General features: G+C 66.6%; 10 protein-coding genes. 8 read left to right on the top strand and 2 right to left on the bottom strand.

What is annotated here, in order from left to right; genetic code table 11:
• The coding region (locus tag QMX79_RS02935; RefSeq protein ID WP_282244207.1) for a LacI family DNA-binding transcriptional regulator at positions 1-1,040 on the bottom strand (1,040 nt) is incomplete at its 3' end.
• Between the two features lie 322 nt (positions 1,041-1,362).
• Here QMX79_RS02935 and QMX79_RS02930 point away from each other — a divergent pair.
• The 7 genes from QMX79_RS02930 to QMX79_RS02900 all read left to right on the top strand — a co-directional run bounded on the left by QMX79_RS02930 (position 1,363) and on the right by QMX79_RS02900 (position 13,415).
• Positions 1,363-4,500: a TonB-dependent receptor gene (locus tag QMX79_RS02930; protein WP_282244205.1), complete on the top strand. Its 3,138-nt coding sequence runs from the start codon at positions 1,363-1,365 to the stop codon at positions 4,498-4,500.
• Between the two features lie 67 nt (positions 4,501-4,567).
• Positions 4,568-5,326, top strand: coding sequence for a SapC family protein (locus QMX79_RS02925; RefSeq protein WP_282244203.1), 759 nt, complete (start codon positions 4,568-4,570; stop codon positions 5,324-5,326).
• Between the two features lie 3 nt (positions 5,327-5,329).
• Positions 5,330-6,349, top strand: a complete 1,020-nt coding sequence (locus QMX79_RS02920) for a cupin-like domain-containing protein (protein WP_282244201.1) — start codon at positions 5,330-5,332, stop codon at positions 6,347-6,349.
• Between the two features lie 13 nt (positions 6,350-6,362).
• Entirely contained in the window at positions 6,363-7,892 is a 1,530-nt protein-coding gene (locus QMX79_RS02915; protein WP_282244200.1) for a tryptophan halogenase family protein, read from the top strand.
• Between the two features lie 65 nt (positions 7,893-7,957).
• Positions 7,958-9,451 carry a xylulokinase gene (xylB, locus tag QMX79_RS02910; RefSeq protein ID WP_282244199.1) on the top strand — a complete coding sequence of 498 codons (1,494 nt, stop codon included), beginning with the start codon at positions 7,958-7,960 and terminating at the stop codon, positions 9,449-9,451.
• A gap of 41 nt (positions 9,452-9,492) precedes the next feature.
• Positions 9,493-10,827 carry a xylose isomerase gene (gene xylA, locus QMX79_RS02905; protein ID WP_282244196.1) on the top strand — a complete coding sequence of 445 codons (1,335 nt, stop codon included), beginning with the start codon at positions 9,493-9,495 and terminating at the stop codon, positions 10,825-10,827.
• 23 nt (positions 10,828-10,850) lie between these two features.
• Positions 10,851-13,415 (top strand): exo 1,3/1,4-beta-D-glucan glucohydrolase, encoded by a 2,565-nt coding sequence (locus QMX79_RS02900; protein WP_282244194.1) that lies wholly within the window; start codon positions 10,851-10,853, stop codon positions 13,413-13,415.
• Between the two features lie 17 nt (positions 13,416-13,432).
• Here QMX79_RS02900 and QMX79_RS02895 read toward each other — a convergent pair whose 3' ends face one another.
• The gene (locus QMX79_RS02895; protein ID WP_282244193.1) at positions 13,433-14,488 is read right to left on the bottom strand and encodes a LacI family DNA-binding transcriptional regulator; all 1,056 of its coding nucleotides are present in this window, start codon (positions 14,486-14,488) and stop codon (positions 13,433-13,435) included.
• A gap of 111 nt (positions 14,489-14,599) precedes the next feature.
• On the opposite strand from QMX79_RS02895, the gene QMX79_RS02890 reads away from it, so the two are divergent.
• A complete protein-coding gene (locus QMX79_RS02890; protein ID WP_282244192.1) occupies positions 14,600-16,714 on the top strand; it encodes an alpha-glucuronidase family glycosyl hydrolase in 2,115 nt (704 codons plus the stop codon).
• Positions 16,715-16,736: the final 22 nt, after the last annotated feature.

Raw genomic sequence — 16,736 nt, 5'->3', positions numbered from 1 at the left:
TATCCGGACTCGGGGGTGAGCAGGTCAGGCCCACGCCCGGGGTTGAGGGTCGCGCGCGCCGACGGGGGCGCGCGCCGGACCTCACGCAGCAGGATGTCGATGGCGGTGTCGGCCATGTCCGCCACCGGCTGATGGATGGTGGTCAGTTCCGGCCACACCATGGTCGACGCTGAGGTATCGTCGAAGCCCACCACCGAAAGATCGCCCGGCACGTCCAGCCCGCGCCGGTGTGCCACCGATACCACGGCGGATGCCATGTCATCGTTGCTGGCGAAGATCGCACTCGGCGGCTGGGGCAGGGCCAGCAGGTGCTCCGCAGCGTCCAGTCCGGATCGATACGTAAAGAGCCCAGGCTGAACCAGCGCCTCGTCGTACCCGATGCCGGCATCGGCCAATGCATCCCGGTATCCCTGCCAGCGTTGCGCGCTGGCGGTCTGGTTCGGGTCCCCCTTGATGTAGCCGATACGCCTATGCCCGTGGGCGATGAGATGCGCCACCATTTCCCGACTGGCATGGCGGTCGTCGATACGCACGCAGGACACCCGGTCGCAGAACTGGCTGGATGCGATGGAGACAACGGGAACCCCGGCATTGACGAATATGTCGACGATCGCCTTCGATTCGCACAGGGGCGGCGGAAGAATCACCCCGGCCACGCTGTCGCACAGTTGCCGTGCCGCCTCCCGCCGTGCATTGGCGCTCAGCCCATCCCACGTAGAGATCGCCAGTTGCGCCGCAGACCGGGTGGACCCGCGCAGCGCGCCCACCAGCAGCTCACGCAGGTAGCTGGAGCTGGGGTTGGTGTAGATCAGCGCGATGCAGGTGTGCTGCGCTGCGGCCAGGGCGCTTGCCGCCAGGTTGGGCCGGTAATCCAGTTCCAGCACGCTGCGCATGACCCGTTCGCGGTTTTCCTCGCGCACGCTGGCATGGCCATTGATTACGCGCGAAACCGTCATGGCCGATACGCCGGCATGCGCGGCGACCTCATCGATGGTGACGGCACTGCCTTTGCGACGCACCACTTTCTGGCTGTTTTTCAAGGAAGCGTTTCCTTTGCTGCGCTGCATGATGACAACCGTGTGACCGGGTGATTAGTCTGCGCCCTGACGCGATGGTAGCGCTACCACTCAGCCAAGGTAAGGCTCAGCGGGCACCCCCCATATACCAAACGCGTGTTCTGGCAAGCCTGAAAGCGAGTTTGAATCGCAGTGCAAAAAAACGCACTGCGATGTTCGGTGTGGAAGACGGGCATCGCCCGTGCGTGCCCCTTGGAGGGGCGGTACATCCATTCGATCGTATGTCAGAGGGGAGAGTCATGAGCGCTTGTGCTTTCCGTCGTACCCCAGACCTGAGGGCTCACGCATGAGCCGGAAGCTGGCGAAACTTACATCCCGGGCCATGTTCACCTTCGTGGGCGGCGTCCTGGTCATCAATCCTGCATTCGCACAGGACGCCGCAACGCCGGCACCTGCTGCCCAGCAGCAGTCCCAGTCACAGGCCACACCGACCCAGCTGGACACGGTGCAGGTAACGGGTATCCGCAACAGCCTCAGCCAGGCGATGGACATCAAGCGCGACTCGGCTGGCGTCGTGGATGCGATCAGTGCCGAGGATATCGGCAAGTTCCCCGATACCAACCTGGCCGAATCCCTGCAGCGCATCACCGGCATCTCCATCGAGCGTCGTGATGGTGAAGGCGCGCAGGTCACCGCGCGTGGCTTCGGCCCGCAGTTCAACATGGTGACCCTCAACGGCCGCCAGATGCCCGGTGCCGATGCATTCGGCGCGGCGGGGCAGGTTGCCATCGGCGGTGTGGACGGCGGTACCCGCGCGTTCAACTTCGCGCAGTTGGCTGCCGAAGCGGTCAATGGCATCGAGGTCTTCAAGACCAGCCAGGCCAACGTGCCCAGCGGCGGTATCGGCGCCACCATCAACATCCTCACCGGACGTCCGTTCGACCATGAGGGCACGGTTGCCAGCGCCGGGGCCAAGATCGTCTCCGACCAGAGCCAGCCGTTCGACAACGACATCACCCCCGAGCTTTCCGGCATCTTCAGCTACACCAACCCGGACAAGACCTGGGGCGTGGGTGTCAGCGCGAGCTACCAGAAGCGCAAGGGTGGCTCGGTGCAGGCCACCAACAACTACTGGAACATCCAGCCGTGGACCGGCACCATGCCCGGCAACCCGACGGTGACCAACGCACCGGCGATCGGCGCGCTGTACGGGCGCCCGAACGACCTGCGCTATGCCTTCGCCGATTTCGAGCGCGAGCGCATCAATGGCCAGGCGGTGCTGCAGTTCGCACCGACCGATGCAGTGACCCTGACCCTGGATTACACCTACTCGACCAACGAGATCGAAGAGAATCGTGGCGAGCAGGGCATGTGGCTGCAGAACAGCAACTACACCGATGTGGTGTTCGACACCAGCGGCGCGGTGGCCACGCCCATCTACATCCGCGAAATCTCCGGAACCAAGGACTTCGGGCTCGAACAGCAGCGCAGCATGCAGAAGTACAAGCTGGGTTCGCTGGGCTTCAATGCCACCTGGAACGTCACCGACCGCTTCAAGCTGAGCTTCGACGGCCACGACTCCAAGAACGAGAGCCGCCCGAACGATCCGCTCACCGGCGGTGGCTCCATCTTCTCCAGTATCGCCGGTACCAACAACTGCACCACCGGGCCGCAGTGCGGCGGCACCTACGTGCAGGAGATGGTCTGGAACAACGGCCTGCCGGTGGGCACCCAGGTCTGGTACCCGACCGCTGCCGATGCCATCGCCAAGACCAATGGCGTGGTCAATGGGGGGTTCGTGCCGGGCGAGATCGGCACGCAGGTGCTGCGCATCAACTCGCAGACCCAGATCAGCGAGATCAAGCAGGGGCGCGTCGACGGTGAGTGGGCCTTCGATGCGGGCCGCTTCCAGTTTGGCGTGGATTCCAGCAAGCAGACCACCCATCGCATCCAGGCCGCGGAGAACTACAACACCCTGGGCGACTGGGGCGTGGCCAATGTCAACGGCGACGTGGCCAACGGCCTGATGGACCTGCTGCAGCCGGTGGACATCGTTGGTATGTTCGACGACTTCAACGTCAACAGCTTCAGCGCCTGGCGCGGCGACGCGGGTCGGCTGGCGCAGTGGGCGGGGCAGTACTACGGCGCCAACCTCGGCGTCAGTCCGCAGAATGCCGCCGACAACCGGGTGGAGGAGAAGACGAACTCGGCGTACATGCAGATCGAGCTGGACGGCGACCTGGGCGGCCACCGCACCAATACCCGACTGGGCGTGCGCTACGAAACCACCGACGTGGTGTCGACCTCGATCATCGCCATCCCCGAGTCCATCCAGTGGCAGGCCAACAACGACTTCCGCGTGCTGTTGTCCGATGACAAGCAACCCTTCACCGAGAAGACCAGCTACAGCTACATCCTGCCCAACCTTGACTTCAGCATCCACCTGTTGGACGACCTGAAGGGGCGCATCTCGTTCGGCAAGAGCATCGCCCGTGCGCCGATCGGCAACCTCTATGCCGGCCCGACCGCGCAGCAGCCGTTCGGCTCGGTGCTGATCGATCCGTCTTCGCGGGCCAGCGGCACGGCACAGAATCCGCAGCTGAAGCCGCTGGAATCGGACAACCTGGACCTGGCGCTGGAGTGGTACTTCGCTGATGCCAGCTACGTGTCGGTGACCTACTGGAACAAGCAGGTCGACAACTTCGTCGGCAACACCATCGTGCAGGAAAACCTGTATGGCCTGCGCGACCCGACCTCCGGGCCGGACGCACAGACCGCGCTGGGCTTCCTGACCAGTGGGGCCTGTATCGCCCAGGTGGGCGCGGCGAACGCGGCGGCCTGCTCGGCCAATGACACCTCGCTGTTCACCGCGTTGGCGCTGCTGCGCAACAATCCGGCCGGGCTGGGTGCCTACAACGGCACCGACGCCCAGGTGCTGGCCACCGAGGCGGCGTATGACCTGTATGGCACGGCGGCCGACCCGCTGTACCAGTTCAACGTCAACCGCCCCATCAACCAGAACCAGTCCAAGCTGCATGGCTGGGAACTGGGCGGGCAGTACTTCTTCGGTGACACCGGCTTCGGCGTGCTGGCCAACTACACCATCGTCAACGGCGACGTGGGCTTCAACGACGCAGGCGACCCGAACGTCGACCAGTTCTCGCTCACCGGCCTCAGCGACACCGCCAACGCCATGCTGATGTACGAAAAGTACGGCTGGTCGGTCCGCCTGGCCTGGAACTGGCGCGACCAGTACCTGATCCTGGCCAACCAGGGTGCCAGCCGAAACCCGTACTATGTGGAAGAGTATGACCAGTGGGATCTCAGCGTGGGTTACACGCTGAATGACAACTGGTCGTTCAGCCTCGAGGCCATCAACCTCACCGGCGAGGATGTGCGTTGGCGTTCGCGCACCTCGCAGATGATGGTGAAGCTGGCTGACCAGGATCCGCGTTACATGCTTGGCGTTCGTTACAGGTTCTGAACAGGTCACGGGTGCCGCTGTTCCGGCAGCGGCACCCGTGCAGGCTCCTGCAGGGATTGGACTACACATGCCGCGTTACGAAATGCTCAACAACATCGCCCACCGGGAGCTGCGTGTAGCAACCGGTTTCGGGCCCGAATTTGGCGACGCGGTCGGCATGGTGCCCGCCTACCCGAGCGAGTACGCCGAGCTGCAGCGCGAATACCCGATTTTCCTGCGCAAAGACGCCGCCACCGGGGAGTGGCAATCGGTGGTCCTGCTGGGATTCGAGCAGCACGAAAACCTGTACCTGGACGACGGCCGTTGGAATGCCTCCTACCTGCCGGGGGCGGCGGCCAAGGGACCGTTCCTGATCGGGTTCCAGGAAAACCGCATCGACGGTGAGCTTACGCAGCAGGCGGTGCTGCACGTGGACCTGGACCACCCGCGCGTCAGCAACAGCGCCGGTGAGCCGGTGTTCCTGCCGCAGGGGGGCAACACCCCCTACCTGGACCATATCGCCAATGTGCTGCGCGGCATCCACGACGGCCATGCCTTTGGCGCCGAAATGTTCGCCATGCTCGACTCCAAAGGCCTGATCCAACCGATCACCCTCGACGTGCAGATCGACCCGCAGAACCGGGTGGGCGTGAACGGCCTGCACGCCATCGACCGCGACCGCCTGGCCCAGCTGGACGGTGCCGCGCTGGCCGAACTCAACCGCGCCGGCTACCTGGAAGGCGCGTACCTGATGCTGGCCTCGCTGCACAACATGCGGCGGTTGATCGCCGAAAAGCAGCGTCGTCTGCGCATGCAGGATGCCGCTTCCGCGACGGGCAGGAACTGACCGATGGGGGAAGGCGTTGCCATGCGCACCCTGGAAGGCCTGCAGCCCGATGCGCTGCCGCTGGAGGCGCTGGTGGCCGCCGGCGAGCCGGTGGTGCTGCGTGGCATCGCACGCGACTGGGCGCTGGTACAGGCCGGGCTGCGTTCCACCCAGGAGGCGCTGGCGTACCTGCGCGGTTTCGATGCCGGCCTGCCGGTGCAGTACTCCTACGGCGGCCCCGAGATCGAGGGGCGCCCGTTCTACAACGATGATTTCACCCGGTTGAACTTCGAGGTCCGGCGCGGACTGCTGACGCAGGTGCTGGACGAGATCGCCGACACCTTCGATGCGCCGAAGCCAGCCACCTATTACGTGGCGTCGCTGCTGATCGAGCGTGCGCTACCCGGGTTTGCGCAGGCCAACGATGCCGGCCTGGCCGGGCAGGGCATCGACGCCTCCGCCAGCATCTGGATCGGCAACCGGGTCACGGCATCGTGCCATTACGACACCCCGGACAATCTGGCGTGCTGCGCCGTGGGCCGGCGCCGGTTCACCCTGTTTCCGCCGGCGCAGATCGACAATCTCTACCCCGGCCCGCTGGAACCGACCCCGGGTGGACAGGTGGTCAGCGTCGTCGATTTCGACCGCCCCGACTTCGACCGCCATCCCCGGTTCCGTGACGCGCTCGCCACCGCGCAGACTGCCGAGCTGGAACCGGGCGATGCCATCTTCATTCCCAGCATGTGGTGGCACCACGTGCGCAGCCTCGAGCCGTTCAACGTGCTGGTGAACTACTGGTGGCGCAGCGTGCCCAGCTTCCTGTCCTCGCCGCTGCCGGCGCTGCAGCATGCGATGTGGGCGCTGCGCGACCTGCCGCCGCGCGAGAAACAGGCCTGGGCAAAGATCTTCGAGTACTACGTATTCGGTCCCGGTGAGCGCGCAGGGCAGCACCTGCCCGACGCCGCCCGGGGTGAGCTGGCACCGTTCGACGAGACGCAGGCGCGCCGCACGCGCGCGCAGCTGCTCGGTCGACTCAACCGCTGATGGGGGCATCGCTTTGAACGCTGCGAACAACACAGAAGGGCGGATCCGCAAGGTGGTCATCGCCGGCGGCGGAACGGCAGGCTGGCTGGCCGGTTGTGCGCTGTCCCACCAGTTCCGCGAGCAGCTGGACATCACCCTGGTGGAGTCCGAGCTGATCGGCACCGTGGGCGTGGGCGAGTCCACCGTGCCGCCCATCCGCACCTTCCACCGCTTCCTGCAGATCGATGAGCAGGAGTTCCTGCAGGCCGTGGCCGGCACCTTCAAGCTCTCGATCTCGTTCGAGAACTGGCGCCGCCCCGGCGAGCGCTTCATCCACCCCTTCGGCACCATCGGGCAAAGCACCTGGGCCACCCCGTTCCATCATTTCTGGCTGGACAGCCAGCGCCGTGGCATGCCCTCGGACCTGGGCGACTTCTGCCTGGAGAGCGTGGCCTCGCGCGGTGATCAGTTCTCGCTGCAGACCCAGCCCCAGGTCAACTACGCCTATCATTTCGACGCTGGGCTGTACGCCAAGTTCCTGCGCCGCCGCGCCGAGGCGCAGGGCCTGCGCCGGGTGGAAGGCAAGATCCGCGAAGTGCGCCAGCATGCCCACGACGGTTCCGTTTCAGCGCTGGTGCTGGAAGACGGGCAGGTGATCGAGGGCGACCTGTTCATCGACTGCACCGGCTTCCGCGGCCTGCTGACCGAGCAGACCCTGCACAGCGGCTATGAGGACTGGAACCAGTGGTTGCCCGGCGACCGCGCCGTGGCCGTGCAGACCGAGGCGGTCAAGCCGCCGGTGCCGTACACCCGCGCCATCGCGCACGAGGCCGGCTGGCGCTGGCACATCGCGCTGCAGCACCGGGTCGGTTGTGGGCTGGTGTTCTCCAGCCGCCACATGTCCGATGACGAGGCGCAGGCCAAGCTGCTGCGTGATGTGGAAGGCCAGCCGCTGCGCGATCCGTGGCTGGTGCCGTTCCGCAGTGGCCGCCGCTTGAAGGCCTGGAACAAGAACGTGGTGGCGCTCGGCCTGGCCAGCGGCTTCATCGAGCCGCTGGAATCGACCAGCATCCACCTCACCATCAGCGCGGTGGTGCGGCTGATCCAGCTGTTCCCGTTCGATGGCATCACCCCGACACTGACTGCGCTGTACAACGATGTCAGCCGCCAGGAGATGGAGCACGTGCGTGACTTCATCATCCTGCATTACCACGCCACCCAGCGCGACGAGCCGATGTGGAAGGCCTGCCGCGAGATGGAGCTGCCCGAATCGCTGGCCGTCCGCCTGCGCGCCTGGCGCGAGCGCGCACACGCCTGGCAGGACCCCGGCGAACTGTTCCGCGTGGATTCCTGGACCAGCGTGCTGATGGGGCAGGGCATCCAGCCGGGGCCGCCGCACCCGCTGGCGCGCGCGATCAGCGATGCGGACCTGCGCACGCTGCTGTCGCGGATCCAGCAGCCGATACAGCAGGCCGTGGCGACGATGCCGTCGCAGGCGGACTTCATCGAACGCTACTGCAAGGCGCCGGCAGAGGTCTGGCCACGGAGTCTGGCCCCCGCCTGACGGGGCCCTGCTTTGCCGAACAAAATTGGTAGCGCTACCTTTCTAGAATTTACGGGGTGCATGGGATGGATCTGGTTGCAGGAATCGATGCAGGTACGCAGAGCCTGAAAGTGCTGGTCTACGACCCGGCCAAGCGCAGCGTGGTGGCCAGCGCCAGCGCGCCACTCGAGCTGGACAGCGCCGCCGATGGCAGCCGCGAACAGCTCCCGTCCGATTGGGTGGCCGCGCTGCACACCTGCTTCGCTGCGATTACGCCGTCGGTGCGTGCGCGCATTTCCGCGCTGGCGGTGTCCGGCCAGCAGCACGGCTTCGTGCCGCTCGATGCAGCAGGCGAGGTGCTGGCCCCGGCCAAGCTGTGGTGTGACACCAGCACCTCGGCCGAATGCACGCAGATCATGGACGCGGCCGGTGGTACGGCGCAGACCATTGCGCTGGCTGGCAACCCGATCCTGACCGGCTACACCGCCTCCAAGCTGCCGTGGACGAAGACGCACCGGCCGGACGCGTACGCACGGCTGGCCACCATCCTGCTGCCGCACGACTACCTCAATTTCGTGCTGACCGGCGAGCGGTTCTGCGAATACGGCGATGCCTCGGGCACCGGCTGGCTGGACGTGCGCACCCGCACCTGGTCGCCCGAACTGCTGCGCGCGACCGATCCGGACCGCGACCTGACCGAGTGCCTGCCGCCCATCGCGCCACCGGACGCGTTGTTCGACATCGCGCCCGCAGCCGCGAAGGCGTTCGGCCTGCCTGCCACGGTGAAAGTAGCGGTGGGCGGCGGCGACAACATGATGGCGGCCATCGGCACCGGCTGCGTGGTGCCGGGTCGGCTGGCGATGAGCCTGGGTACCTCGGGCACGCTGTTTGCCTACTCCGACACACCCGTGGTCGACCCCGACGGCGCGTGGGCGGCGTTCTGCTCGTCCACCGGCGGCTGGCTGCCGCTGATCTGCACCATGAACTGTACCGTGGTGACCGAGCAGGTGGCCGACGCCTTCGACTTCAGCACCCGCTTCGGCGATGGGCACCTGCGGAACACGCCGCCCGGCGCCGATGGGCTGGTGATGCTGCCGTTCCTCAACGGCGAGCGCACGCCTGACCTGCCGCACGGCAAGGGCGTGCTGGCGGGCCTGGACACCACCAACATGACCCCGGCCCACCTGTACCGCGCGGCCATGGAAGGGGCGACCTACAGCCTGAAGTACGGCTACGACGCCTTCGTCCGCGCCGGCATGCAGTTCGACCGCATCGTGCTCACCGGCGGCGGCAGCAACAGCGCCGCATGGCGGCAGCTGGTGGCCGATGTGTTCGGCCTGCCCGTGGACGTGCCCACCCAGGCCGAAGGCGCAGCCTTCGGTGCCGCATTGCAGGCGCTGTGGGCGCTGGGCCATGCGCGTGGCGAGGACGCCAGCATTGCCGACATCGCCGAGCGCCACGTGGCGCTCGACCCGCAGCTGTCGGCGCGCCCGGAACCGTCGCGCACGCCCGCCTATGCCACCGCCTATGCGCGCTTCCTGCGCTATCTCGACGCCGTCACGCCGCTGCAGCGCGGCTGATCTCTCTACGCAACACCTCGCACAACGAAAGGAACTGCACCATGAGCACCCAGCCCTACATCGGCGCCAAGGAATACTTCCCCGGCATCGGCCGCATCCCCTTCGAAGGCCGCGGGTCAGACAACCCGTTGGCGTTCAAGGTCTATGACGCCAACAAGGTGATCGGTGGCAAGACCATGCAGGAGCACCTGCGCTTCGCGGTCTGTTACTGGCACACCTTCTGCAACGCCGGGCACGATCCGTTCGGCCCGGGCACCCGCCGTTTCCCGTGGGAAACCGGCTCGCCGCTGGCCACCGCCGAAGCGAAGGTGGATGCCGCGTTCGAATTCTTCACCAAGCTGGGCGTGCCGTACTGGTGCTTCCACGATATCGACCTCTCGCCGGATGCCGACGATGTGGGCGAGTACGAAAAGAACCTCAAGCACATGGTCGGCTTGGCCAAGGAGCGCCAGGACGCCACCGGCATGAAGCTGCTGTGGGGCACCGCCAACCTGTTCTCGCACCCGCGCTACATGAACGGTGCGTCGACCAACCCGGATTTCGCCGTGGTGGCGCGCGCCGCCGTGCAGGTGAAGGCAGCCCTGGAAGCCACCGTGGAACTGGGCGGCGAACATTACGTGTTCTGGGGCGGCCGCGAAGGCTATGCCTCGCTGGTCAACACCCAGATGAAGCGCGAGGTGGACCACTTCGCCCGCTTCCTCACCATGGCGCGTGACTACGGCCGCAGCATCGGCCTGAAGGGCAACTTCCTGATCGAGCCCAAGCCGATGGAGCCGATGAAGCACCAGTACGACTTCGACAGCGCCACCGTGGCTGGCTTCCTCAAAGAACACGGCCTTGAAAAGGACTTCAAGCTCAACATCGAAGCCAACCACGCCACGCTGTCCGGCCACACCTTCGAACACGACCTGCAGGTCGCCTCCGACCACGGCCTGCTGGGCAGCATCGACGCCAACCGCGGCAACGCCCAGAACGGCTGGGATACCGACCAGTTCCCGAGCGACCTGTACGACACCGTGGGCGCCATGCTGGTGGTGCTGCGCCAGGGCGGGCTGGAAGGCGGCCTGAACTTCGACGCCAAGGTGCGCCGCGAATCCACCGACCTGGACGACCTGTTCATTGCCCACATCGGCGGCATGGACGCCTTTGCCCGCGGCCTGGAAGTGGCCCATGGGTTGTTGAACGACTCGCCGTGGGAACAGTGGCGCAAGGAGCGTTACGCCAGCTTCGACAGCGGCGCCGGCAAGGACTTCGAGCGCGGTGGGCTCAGCCTCGTTGAACTCGCAGCACTGGGCGCGAAGGGCGGCGAGCCGAAGCAGATCAGCGGCAAGCAGGAGCGTTACGAAAACCTGATCAACCAGTACCTTCTGCGTTGAGTCCAACCGCAAGGATGAGCACCATGACCCACTCACACGCCACCCGTCGCACCGGCTTCCTGCTGGCCGCGCTACTGCTTTCACTTGCTGCCTGCAAGGGCGAAGACAAGCCGGCCGCACCCGCCCAGGCCGAGGCCAAGACCGACGCCAACCCCTGGCCCCAGGTGACCTGGCCGTTGCCCGACGATCCCGCGATGGAAAAGCGGATCACCGAGTTGATGGCCGGCATGACGGTCGAGGAAAAAGTCGGCCAGCTGGTGCAGGGCGACATTGCCAGCATCACGCCGGATGACGTGCGCAAGTATCGATTGGGCTCCATCCTTGCCGGCGGCAACTCCGACCCGGGCGGCCGCTACGATGCCAAGCCGGCCGAATGGCTGGCGCTGGCCGATGCGTTCTACGCGGCGTCGATGGATACCGGGCAGGGCGGCAAGGCCATTCCGGTGCTGTTCGGCATCGACGCCGTGCACGGCCAGAGCAACATCGTCGGCGCCACCTTGTTCCCGCACAACATCGGGCTGGGCGCCGCCCGCAACCCGGACCTGGTGCGGCGGATCGGGGAGATCACCGCACTGGAAACCCGCGCCACCGGCATGGAGTGGGCGTTCGCGCCCACCGTGGCGGTCCCGCAGGACGACCGCTGGGGGCGCACCTACGAAGGCTATTCCGAATCGCCGGAGGTGGTTGCCAGCTACGCTGGCGCGGTGGTCGAGGGCCTGCAGGGCAAGGTGGGCTCGCCCACCTTCCTGGATGGCCGCCACGTGATCGCCTCGGTCAAGCACTTCCTCGGCGACGGCGGCACCACCGATGGCAAGGACCAGGGTGACACGAAGATCAGCGAAGCCGAGCTGGTGCGCATCCATGCCGCCGGCTACCCGACCGCGATCGCGGCCGGTGCGCAGACCGTCATGGCATCGTTCAACAGCGTCAACGGCGAGAAGATGCACGGCCACAAGGCCTACCTCACCGATGCACTGAAGGGCCGCATGAACTTCGGCGGCTTCGTGGTGGGCGACTGGAACGGCCACGGCCAGGTCAAGGGCTGCACCACCACCGATTGCCCGGCCACCATCAATGCGGGGCTGGACATGGCCATGGCCTCGGACAGCTGGAAAGGCTTCTACGAGACCACGCTGGCGGCGGCGAAGGCTGGCACCATCAGCCAGGAACGCCTGGACGATGCGGTGCGCAGGATCCTGCGGGTGAAGATGCGGCTCGGGCTGTTCGAGGCGGGCAAGCCGTCGTCGCGCACGGTGGGCGGCCAGTTCGCCCTGATCGGCGCACCGGAGCATCGTGCCGTGGCACGCCGGGCGGTGCGCGAATCGCTGGTGCTGCTGAAGAACCAGGGCGGCGTGCTGCCGCTGGCGCCCAGGCAGCGCATCCTGGTGGCCGGTGATGGGGCGAACGATGTCGGCAAGCAGGCCGGTGGCTGGACGTTGAACTGGCAGGGCACCGGCACCACCCGCAAGGACTTCCCGAACGCGGACACCATCTTCGAAGGCATCGCCCAGCAGGCCAAGGCCGCAGGCGGCGAAGCCGTGTTGGCGGTGGATGGGAAGTACACCGCCAAGCCCGACGTGGCCCTGGTGGTGTTCGGCGAGAACCCCTATGCCGAATTCCAGGGCGACCTGGCGACACTGGCCTACAAGCCGGGCGACGATTCGGATCTTGAACTGATCAAGCGCCTGAAGGCCGATGGCATCCCGGTGGTGGCGGTGTTCCTGAGCGGCCGCCCCTTGTGGGTGAACCGCGAAATCAATGCCTCCGATGCCTTCGTGGCGGCGTGGCTGCCCGCTTCGGAAGGCGGCGGCATCGCCGATGTGCTGCTGCGCAAGCCCGATGGCAGCGTGCAGCACGACTTCAAGGGCAAGCTGAGCTTCAGTTGGCCGCGCACCGCGATCCAGTACGCCAACAATGTCGGCCAGAAGGACTACGACCCGCAGTTCGCCTTCGGTTTCGGCCTGACCTACGCCGACAAGGGCGACCTGGCCCCGCTGCCGGAAGTGTCCGGCGTGACCGGCAACGAAGGTGCGGCCGGTGTGTTCTTCGCACGCGGTGATGCCGGCTCCGGCATGGCGCTGCGGCTGGAAGGCAGCACGGGTCAGGGCGTGACGGTCACCAAGGTGCCGGAATCGCTGGATGGCGACCTGCTCAAGGTCACCGGCGTGGACCACCTGGTGCAGGAGGACGGCCGCCGCCTGGCATGGTCGGGCAAGGGCGAGGCAACCGTTGCGGTGCAGTCGCACGTCCCGCTGGACCTGCAGCGCGAGAGCAATGGCGACCTGATGCTGATCACCACGCTGCGGGTGGATGCTGCGCCCAAGGGCGAGGCATGGCTGTCGGTCGGTTGCGGCGCCGGGTGTACCGCCCGCGTTCCGCTGGCACCTGCGCTGGCCAAGCTGCCGGCGGGCGAATGGAAGCGCGTAGGTGTGCCCTTGAAGTGTCTCTCGGCCGCCGGTGCGGACGTCGGCAAGCTGGACCGACCCTGGTCGATCGGCACCGCAGGCGCAATGACGCTCTCGGTGTCACGCGTCGCGCTGGGTGCCCTGAACGAAGCGGACGCCACCGTCGCATGCCCAGGCGCGTAACCATGCGCCCAGTGCCATCACCGCTTGGGCGGGTGCGCGACCGAATCGCGCATCACCAGGCGGTGTGGCAGCACGTGGTCGGTCAGCACGCGGGTGTCGTCCGTCCGCTGGCGGATGGTGCGCAGCAGGATGTCGATGGCCGCATCGGCCATCGCGGCGATGGGCTGATGCAGGGTGGTGAGCTCGGGCCAGACCGTGGTGGCGGCGGAGGTGTCATCGAACCCCACCACCGACAGATCACGCGGCACGTCGAGGCCCTGGCGGTGCGCCACGGAAATCGCGGCAGCGGCCATGTCGTCGTTGCTGGCGAAGATCGCGGTGGGCGGTTGGGGCTGGGACAGCAGTTTCTCGGCGGCATCCAGCCCCGAGCGGTAGGTGTAGTCCCCCTGCTGCACCAGGCTGGGCTCAACCTCCAGCCCGGCCTCGTGCAGGGCGGTGGCGAAGCCATCGTAGCGACGCGCGCTTGCGCTCAGGTCGTTACGGCCGCGGATGAAGCCGATGCGGGTGTGGCCCTGCTGGATCAGGTGTTCGGTCATCTCCTTGCCGGCGTGGAAGTCATCGATGCGCACGCAGGAAACATCGTCACGCAGGTGCCCCGATGCGATGGCCACCACCGGGGTGCCAGCCTTCACCAGCTCGGTCACGGCCACCGGCGATTCGCACAGCGGGGGCGGCAGGATCACGCCGTCCACGCGGCCGGCCAGGGCGCGTGCGGCCTTGCGCTCGGCAACGGGGTCCAGGTTGTCCCAGTAGTGGATGACCAGTTGGATGGCCGCATTGGACGCGCCCCGCAACAGGCCCACCAGCAGTTCGCGCAGGTAGGCACCGCTGGGATTGGTGTAGATCAGCGCAATGCGCGTGTGCTGCGCGGCGGCCAGCGTACTCGCCGCCAGGTTGGGCGTGTAGCCCAATGCCTGCACCGCACGCATCACGCGCTCGCGGGTGTCGTCGCGCACCTTGCCCTGGTTGATCGCCCGCGACACCGTCATCGGCGACACCCCGGCCAGCGCCGCCACCTCGTCGATCGTCACGCCACTGGTTTTGCGGCGGACCGATTTCTTCGGTTTGTCCAATACGCACTCCCATTCTTCTTTGTGGCGCTGTGGCGCCCAAAGCACCGCCTGAGCTTACAAGGTTTGCTGCCCACGCTGCGGGGCCGCTGGCGTGTCGAGCGGTGTCATTGGATGCTGGGTATTGCGCTGGCATCGATGGCCTGCAGCGCGGGGGCGCGCGCGGAGGACGGCTACGACCTCTGGTTGCGCTACGCCCCGCTGGATGCTGCGATTGCAGCGGACTACCGCACGCAGCTGGGCGAGGTGGCCGCCCCCGATCAGACACCCACGCAGCGTGCCGCGCGTGACGAGCTGGTTCGTGGGCTCACGGGCCTGTTTGGCATCGCGCCCCGGATTCAAAACGAAACTTCTGCTAGCCACATGCTTGCGATTGGTACGCCGCAGTCGTCGGCGTTGATCGCACCGTTCCGTGACGAGGTCGAGTCGCTTGGGGAAGAGGGCTATCTGCTCAAGCGCACGCGGCGTGATGGGCGCGACGTGCTGGTGGTGGCTGCGCGTAGCGATATCGGCGTGCTGTACGGCACGTTCCATCTGCTCAGGTTGCTGCAGACGGGCACGGCCCTGGAGGACCTTGCGCTGCGCGAGTCGCCCAAGGTGCGGCTGCGCATTCTCAACCACTGGGACAATCTCGACGGCTATGTCGAACGGGGCTATGCCGGCCGCTCGCTGTGGGACTGGCAGACGCTGCCGGAATGGCGCGATCCTCGCTACACCGATTACGCACGCGCCAATGCGTCACTGGGCATCAACGGCACCGTGCTCAACAACGTCAACGCCAACGCACAGAGCCTTGCGCCGGACTACCTGGCCAAGGCCGCCGCGCTCGCAGACGTGTTCCGGCCCTACGGCATCCGCGTGTACCTGAGCGCGCGCTTCAGTGCTCCCATCGAACTGGGTGGGCTCAAGACCGCCGATCCGCTTGACCCGGCGGTGCAGCGCTGGTGGCGTGACAAGGCCGCCGAGATTTACCAGCGCATTCCGGATTTCGGCGGCTTCCTGGTCAAGGCCAACTCTGAGGGGCAGCCCGGCCCACAGGACTACGGCCGCAGCCATGCCGACGGCGCCAACCTGCTCGCCGACGCACTCGCACCGCACGGCGGCGTGGTGATGTGGCGCGCCTTCGTCTATGCGCACGACGTACCCGCCGACCGTGCCACCCAGGCCTACACCGAGTTCGCAGGGCTGGACGGTGCGTTCCGCCCGAACGTAGTGCTGCAGGTGAAGAACGGCCCCATCGACTTCCAGCCGCGCGAACCGTTCCATCCGCTGTTCGGCGCCATGCCGCGCACGCCGCTGATGATGGAGTTCCAGATCACCAAGGAATACCTGGGCTTCGCCACCCACTTGGTGTACCTGGGACCGTTGTTCGAGGAAGTGCTGCACGCTGATACCCGCGCAGACGGCAAGCACCTCACCGTGGCGCAGTCGCTGAGCGGCATTGCCGGCGTCGCCAACATTGGCACGGACAGCACCTGGAGCGGCTCGCATTTCGATCAGGCCAACTGGTATGCGTTCGGCCGCCTTGCCTGGAATCCCGATCAATCGTCCCGTGACATCGCGGCCGACTGGGCGGCGATGACGTTCTCGCCGGACCCCGCGGTGGTGGAGCCGATCGTCGGAATGATGATGGCCTCCCGCGAGGCCGCAGTGAACTACATGACCCCGTTGGGCCTGCACCACCTGATGGCGCGCGGCCACCACTACGGACCCGGCCCCTGGGTGGACGGCGGCCCGCGCGCGGACTGGACCTCGGTGTACTACCACCGCGCCGACCGCAACGGCATCGGCTTCGACCGCACCGCGCAGGGCAGCAACGCCGTGGCCCAGTACGCCCCGGAACTGGCCGCGAAGTACGCCGACCTGACGCAGGTACCGGAGGCGCTGCTGTTGTGGTTCCACCATGTGCCGTGGGACCACCGCATGGCCGCCGGGCGGCCGTTGTGGGACGAGCTGGTGGGTCGCTACTCGCTGGGCGTACGCCAGGTCGACGCCATGCAGGCCACCTGGGAGAACCTGCGGGGAAGGGTGGATGCACAACGGCACGAACAGGTCGCCGCCTTCCTCCAGATCCAACGCCGCGAAGCGCAATGGTGGCGCGATGCCAGCGTCGCGTACTTCCAATCCATCAGCGGCAGGCCCTTACCAGCAGGCGAAGCGCCACCACCGCACCCACTGGCGTACTACGAAGCGCTGCAGTTTCCATCGGCACCGGGAGATGGGCGATGAGCGGTAATCCGAAGATACGTTT

Source organism: Stenotrophomonas sp. PS02300 (genome assembly GCF_029959395.1).
Lineage (GTDB): Bacteria > Pseudomonadota > Gammaproteobacteria > Xanthomonadales > Xanthomonadaceae > Stenotrophomonas > Stenotrophomonas maltophilia_AD.
Note: the sequence above shows the minus strand (reverse complement) of the source record. Positions and strands in the feature narration are given on the sequence as shown.

What these genes read in the sequence shown, in the direction of transcription:
- xylA (WP_282244196.1), top strand. Translation starts at nt 9,493, where the DNA reads ATGAGCACCCAGCCCTACATCGGCGCCAAGGAATACTTCCCCGGCATC.
- QMX79_RS02900 (WP_282244194.1), top strand. Translation starts at nt 10,851, where the DNA reads ATGACCCACTCACACGCCACCCGTCGCACCGGCTTCCTGCTGGCCGCG.
- QMX79_RS02920 (WP_282244201.1), top strand. Translation starts at nt 5,330, where the DNA reads ATGGGGGAAGGCGTTGCCATGCGCACCCTGGAAGGCCTGCAGCCCGAT.
- QMX79_RS02890 (WP_282244192.1), top strand. Translation starts at nt 14,600, where the DNA reads ATGCTGGGTATTGCGCTGGCATCGATGGCCTGCAGCGCGGGGGCGCGC.
- QMX79_RS02930 (WP_282244205.1), top strand. Translation starts at nt 1,363, where the DNA reads ATGAGCCGGAAGCTGGCGAAACTTACATCCCGGGCCATGTTCACCTTC.
- QMX79_RS02925 (WP_282244203.1), top strand. Translation starts at nt 4,568, where the DNA reads ATGCCGCGTTACGAAATGCTCAACAACATCGCCCACCGGGAGCTGCGT.
- xylB (WP_282244199.1), top strand. Translation starts at nt 7,958, where the DNA reads ATGGATCTGGTTGCAGGAATCGATGCAGGTACGCAGAGCCTGAAAGTG.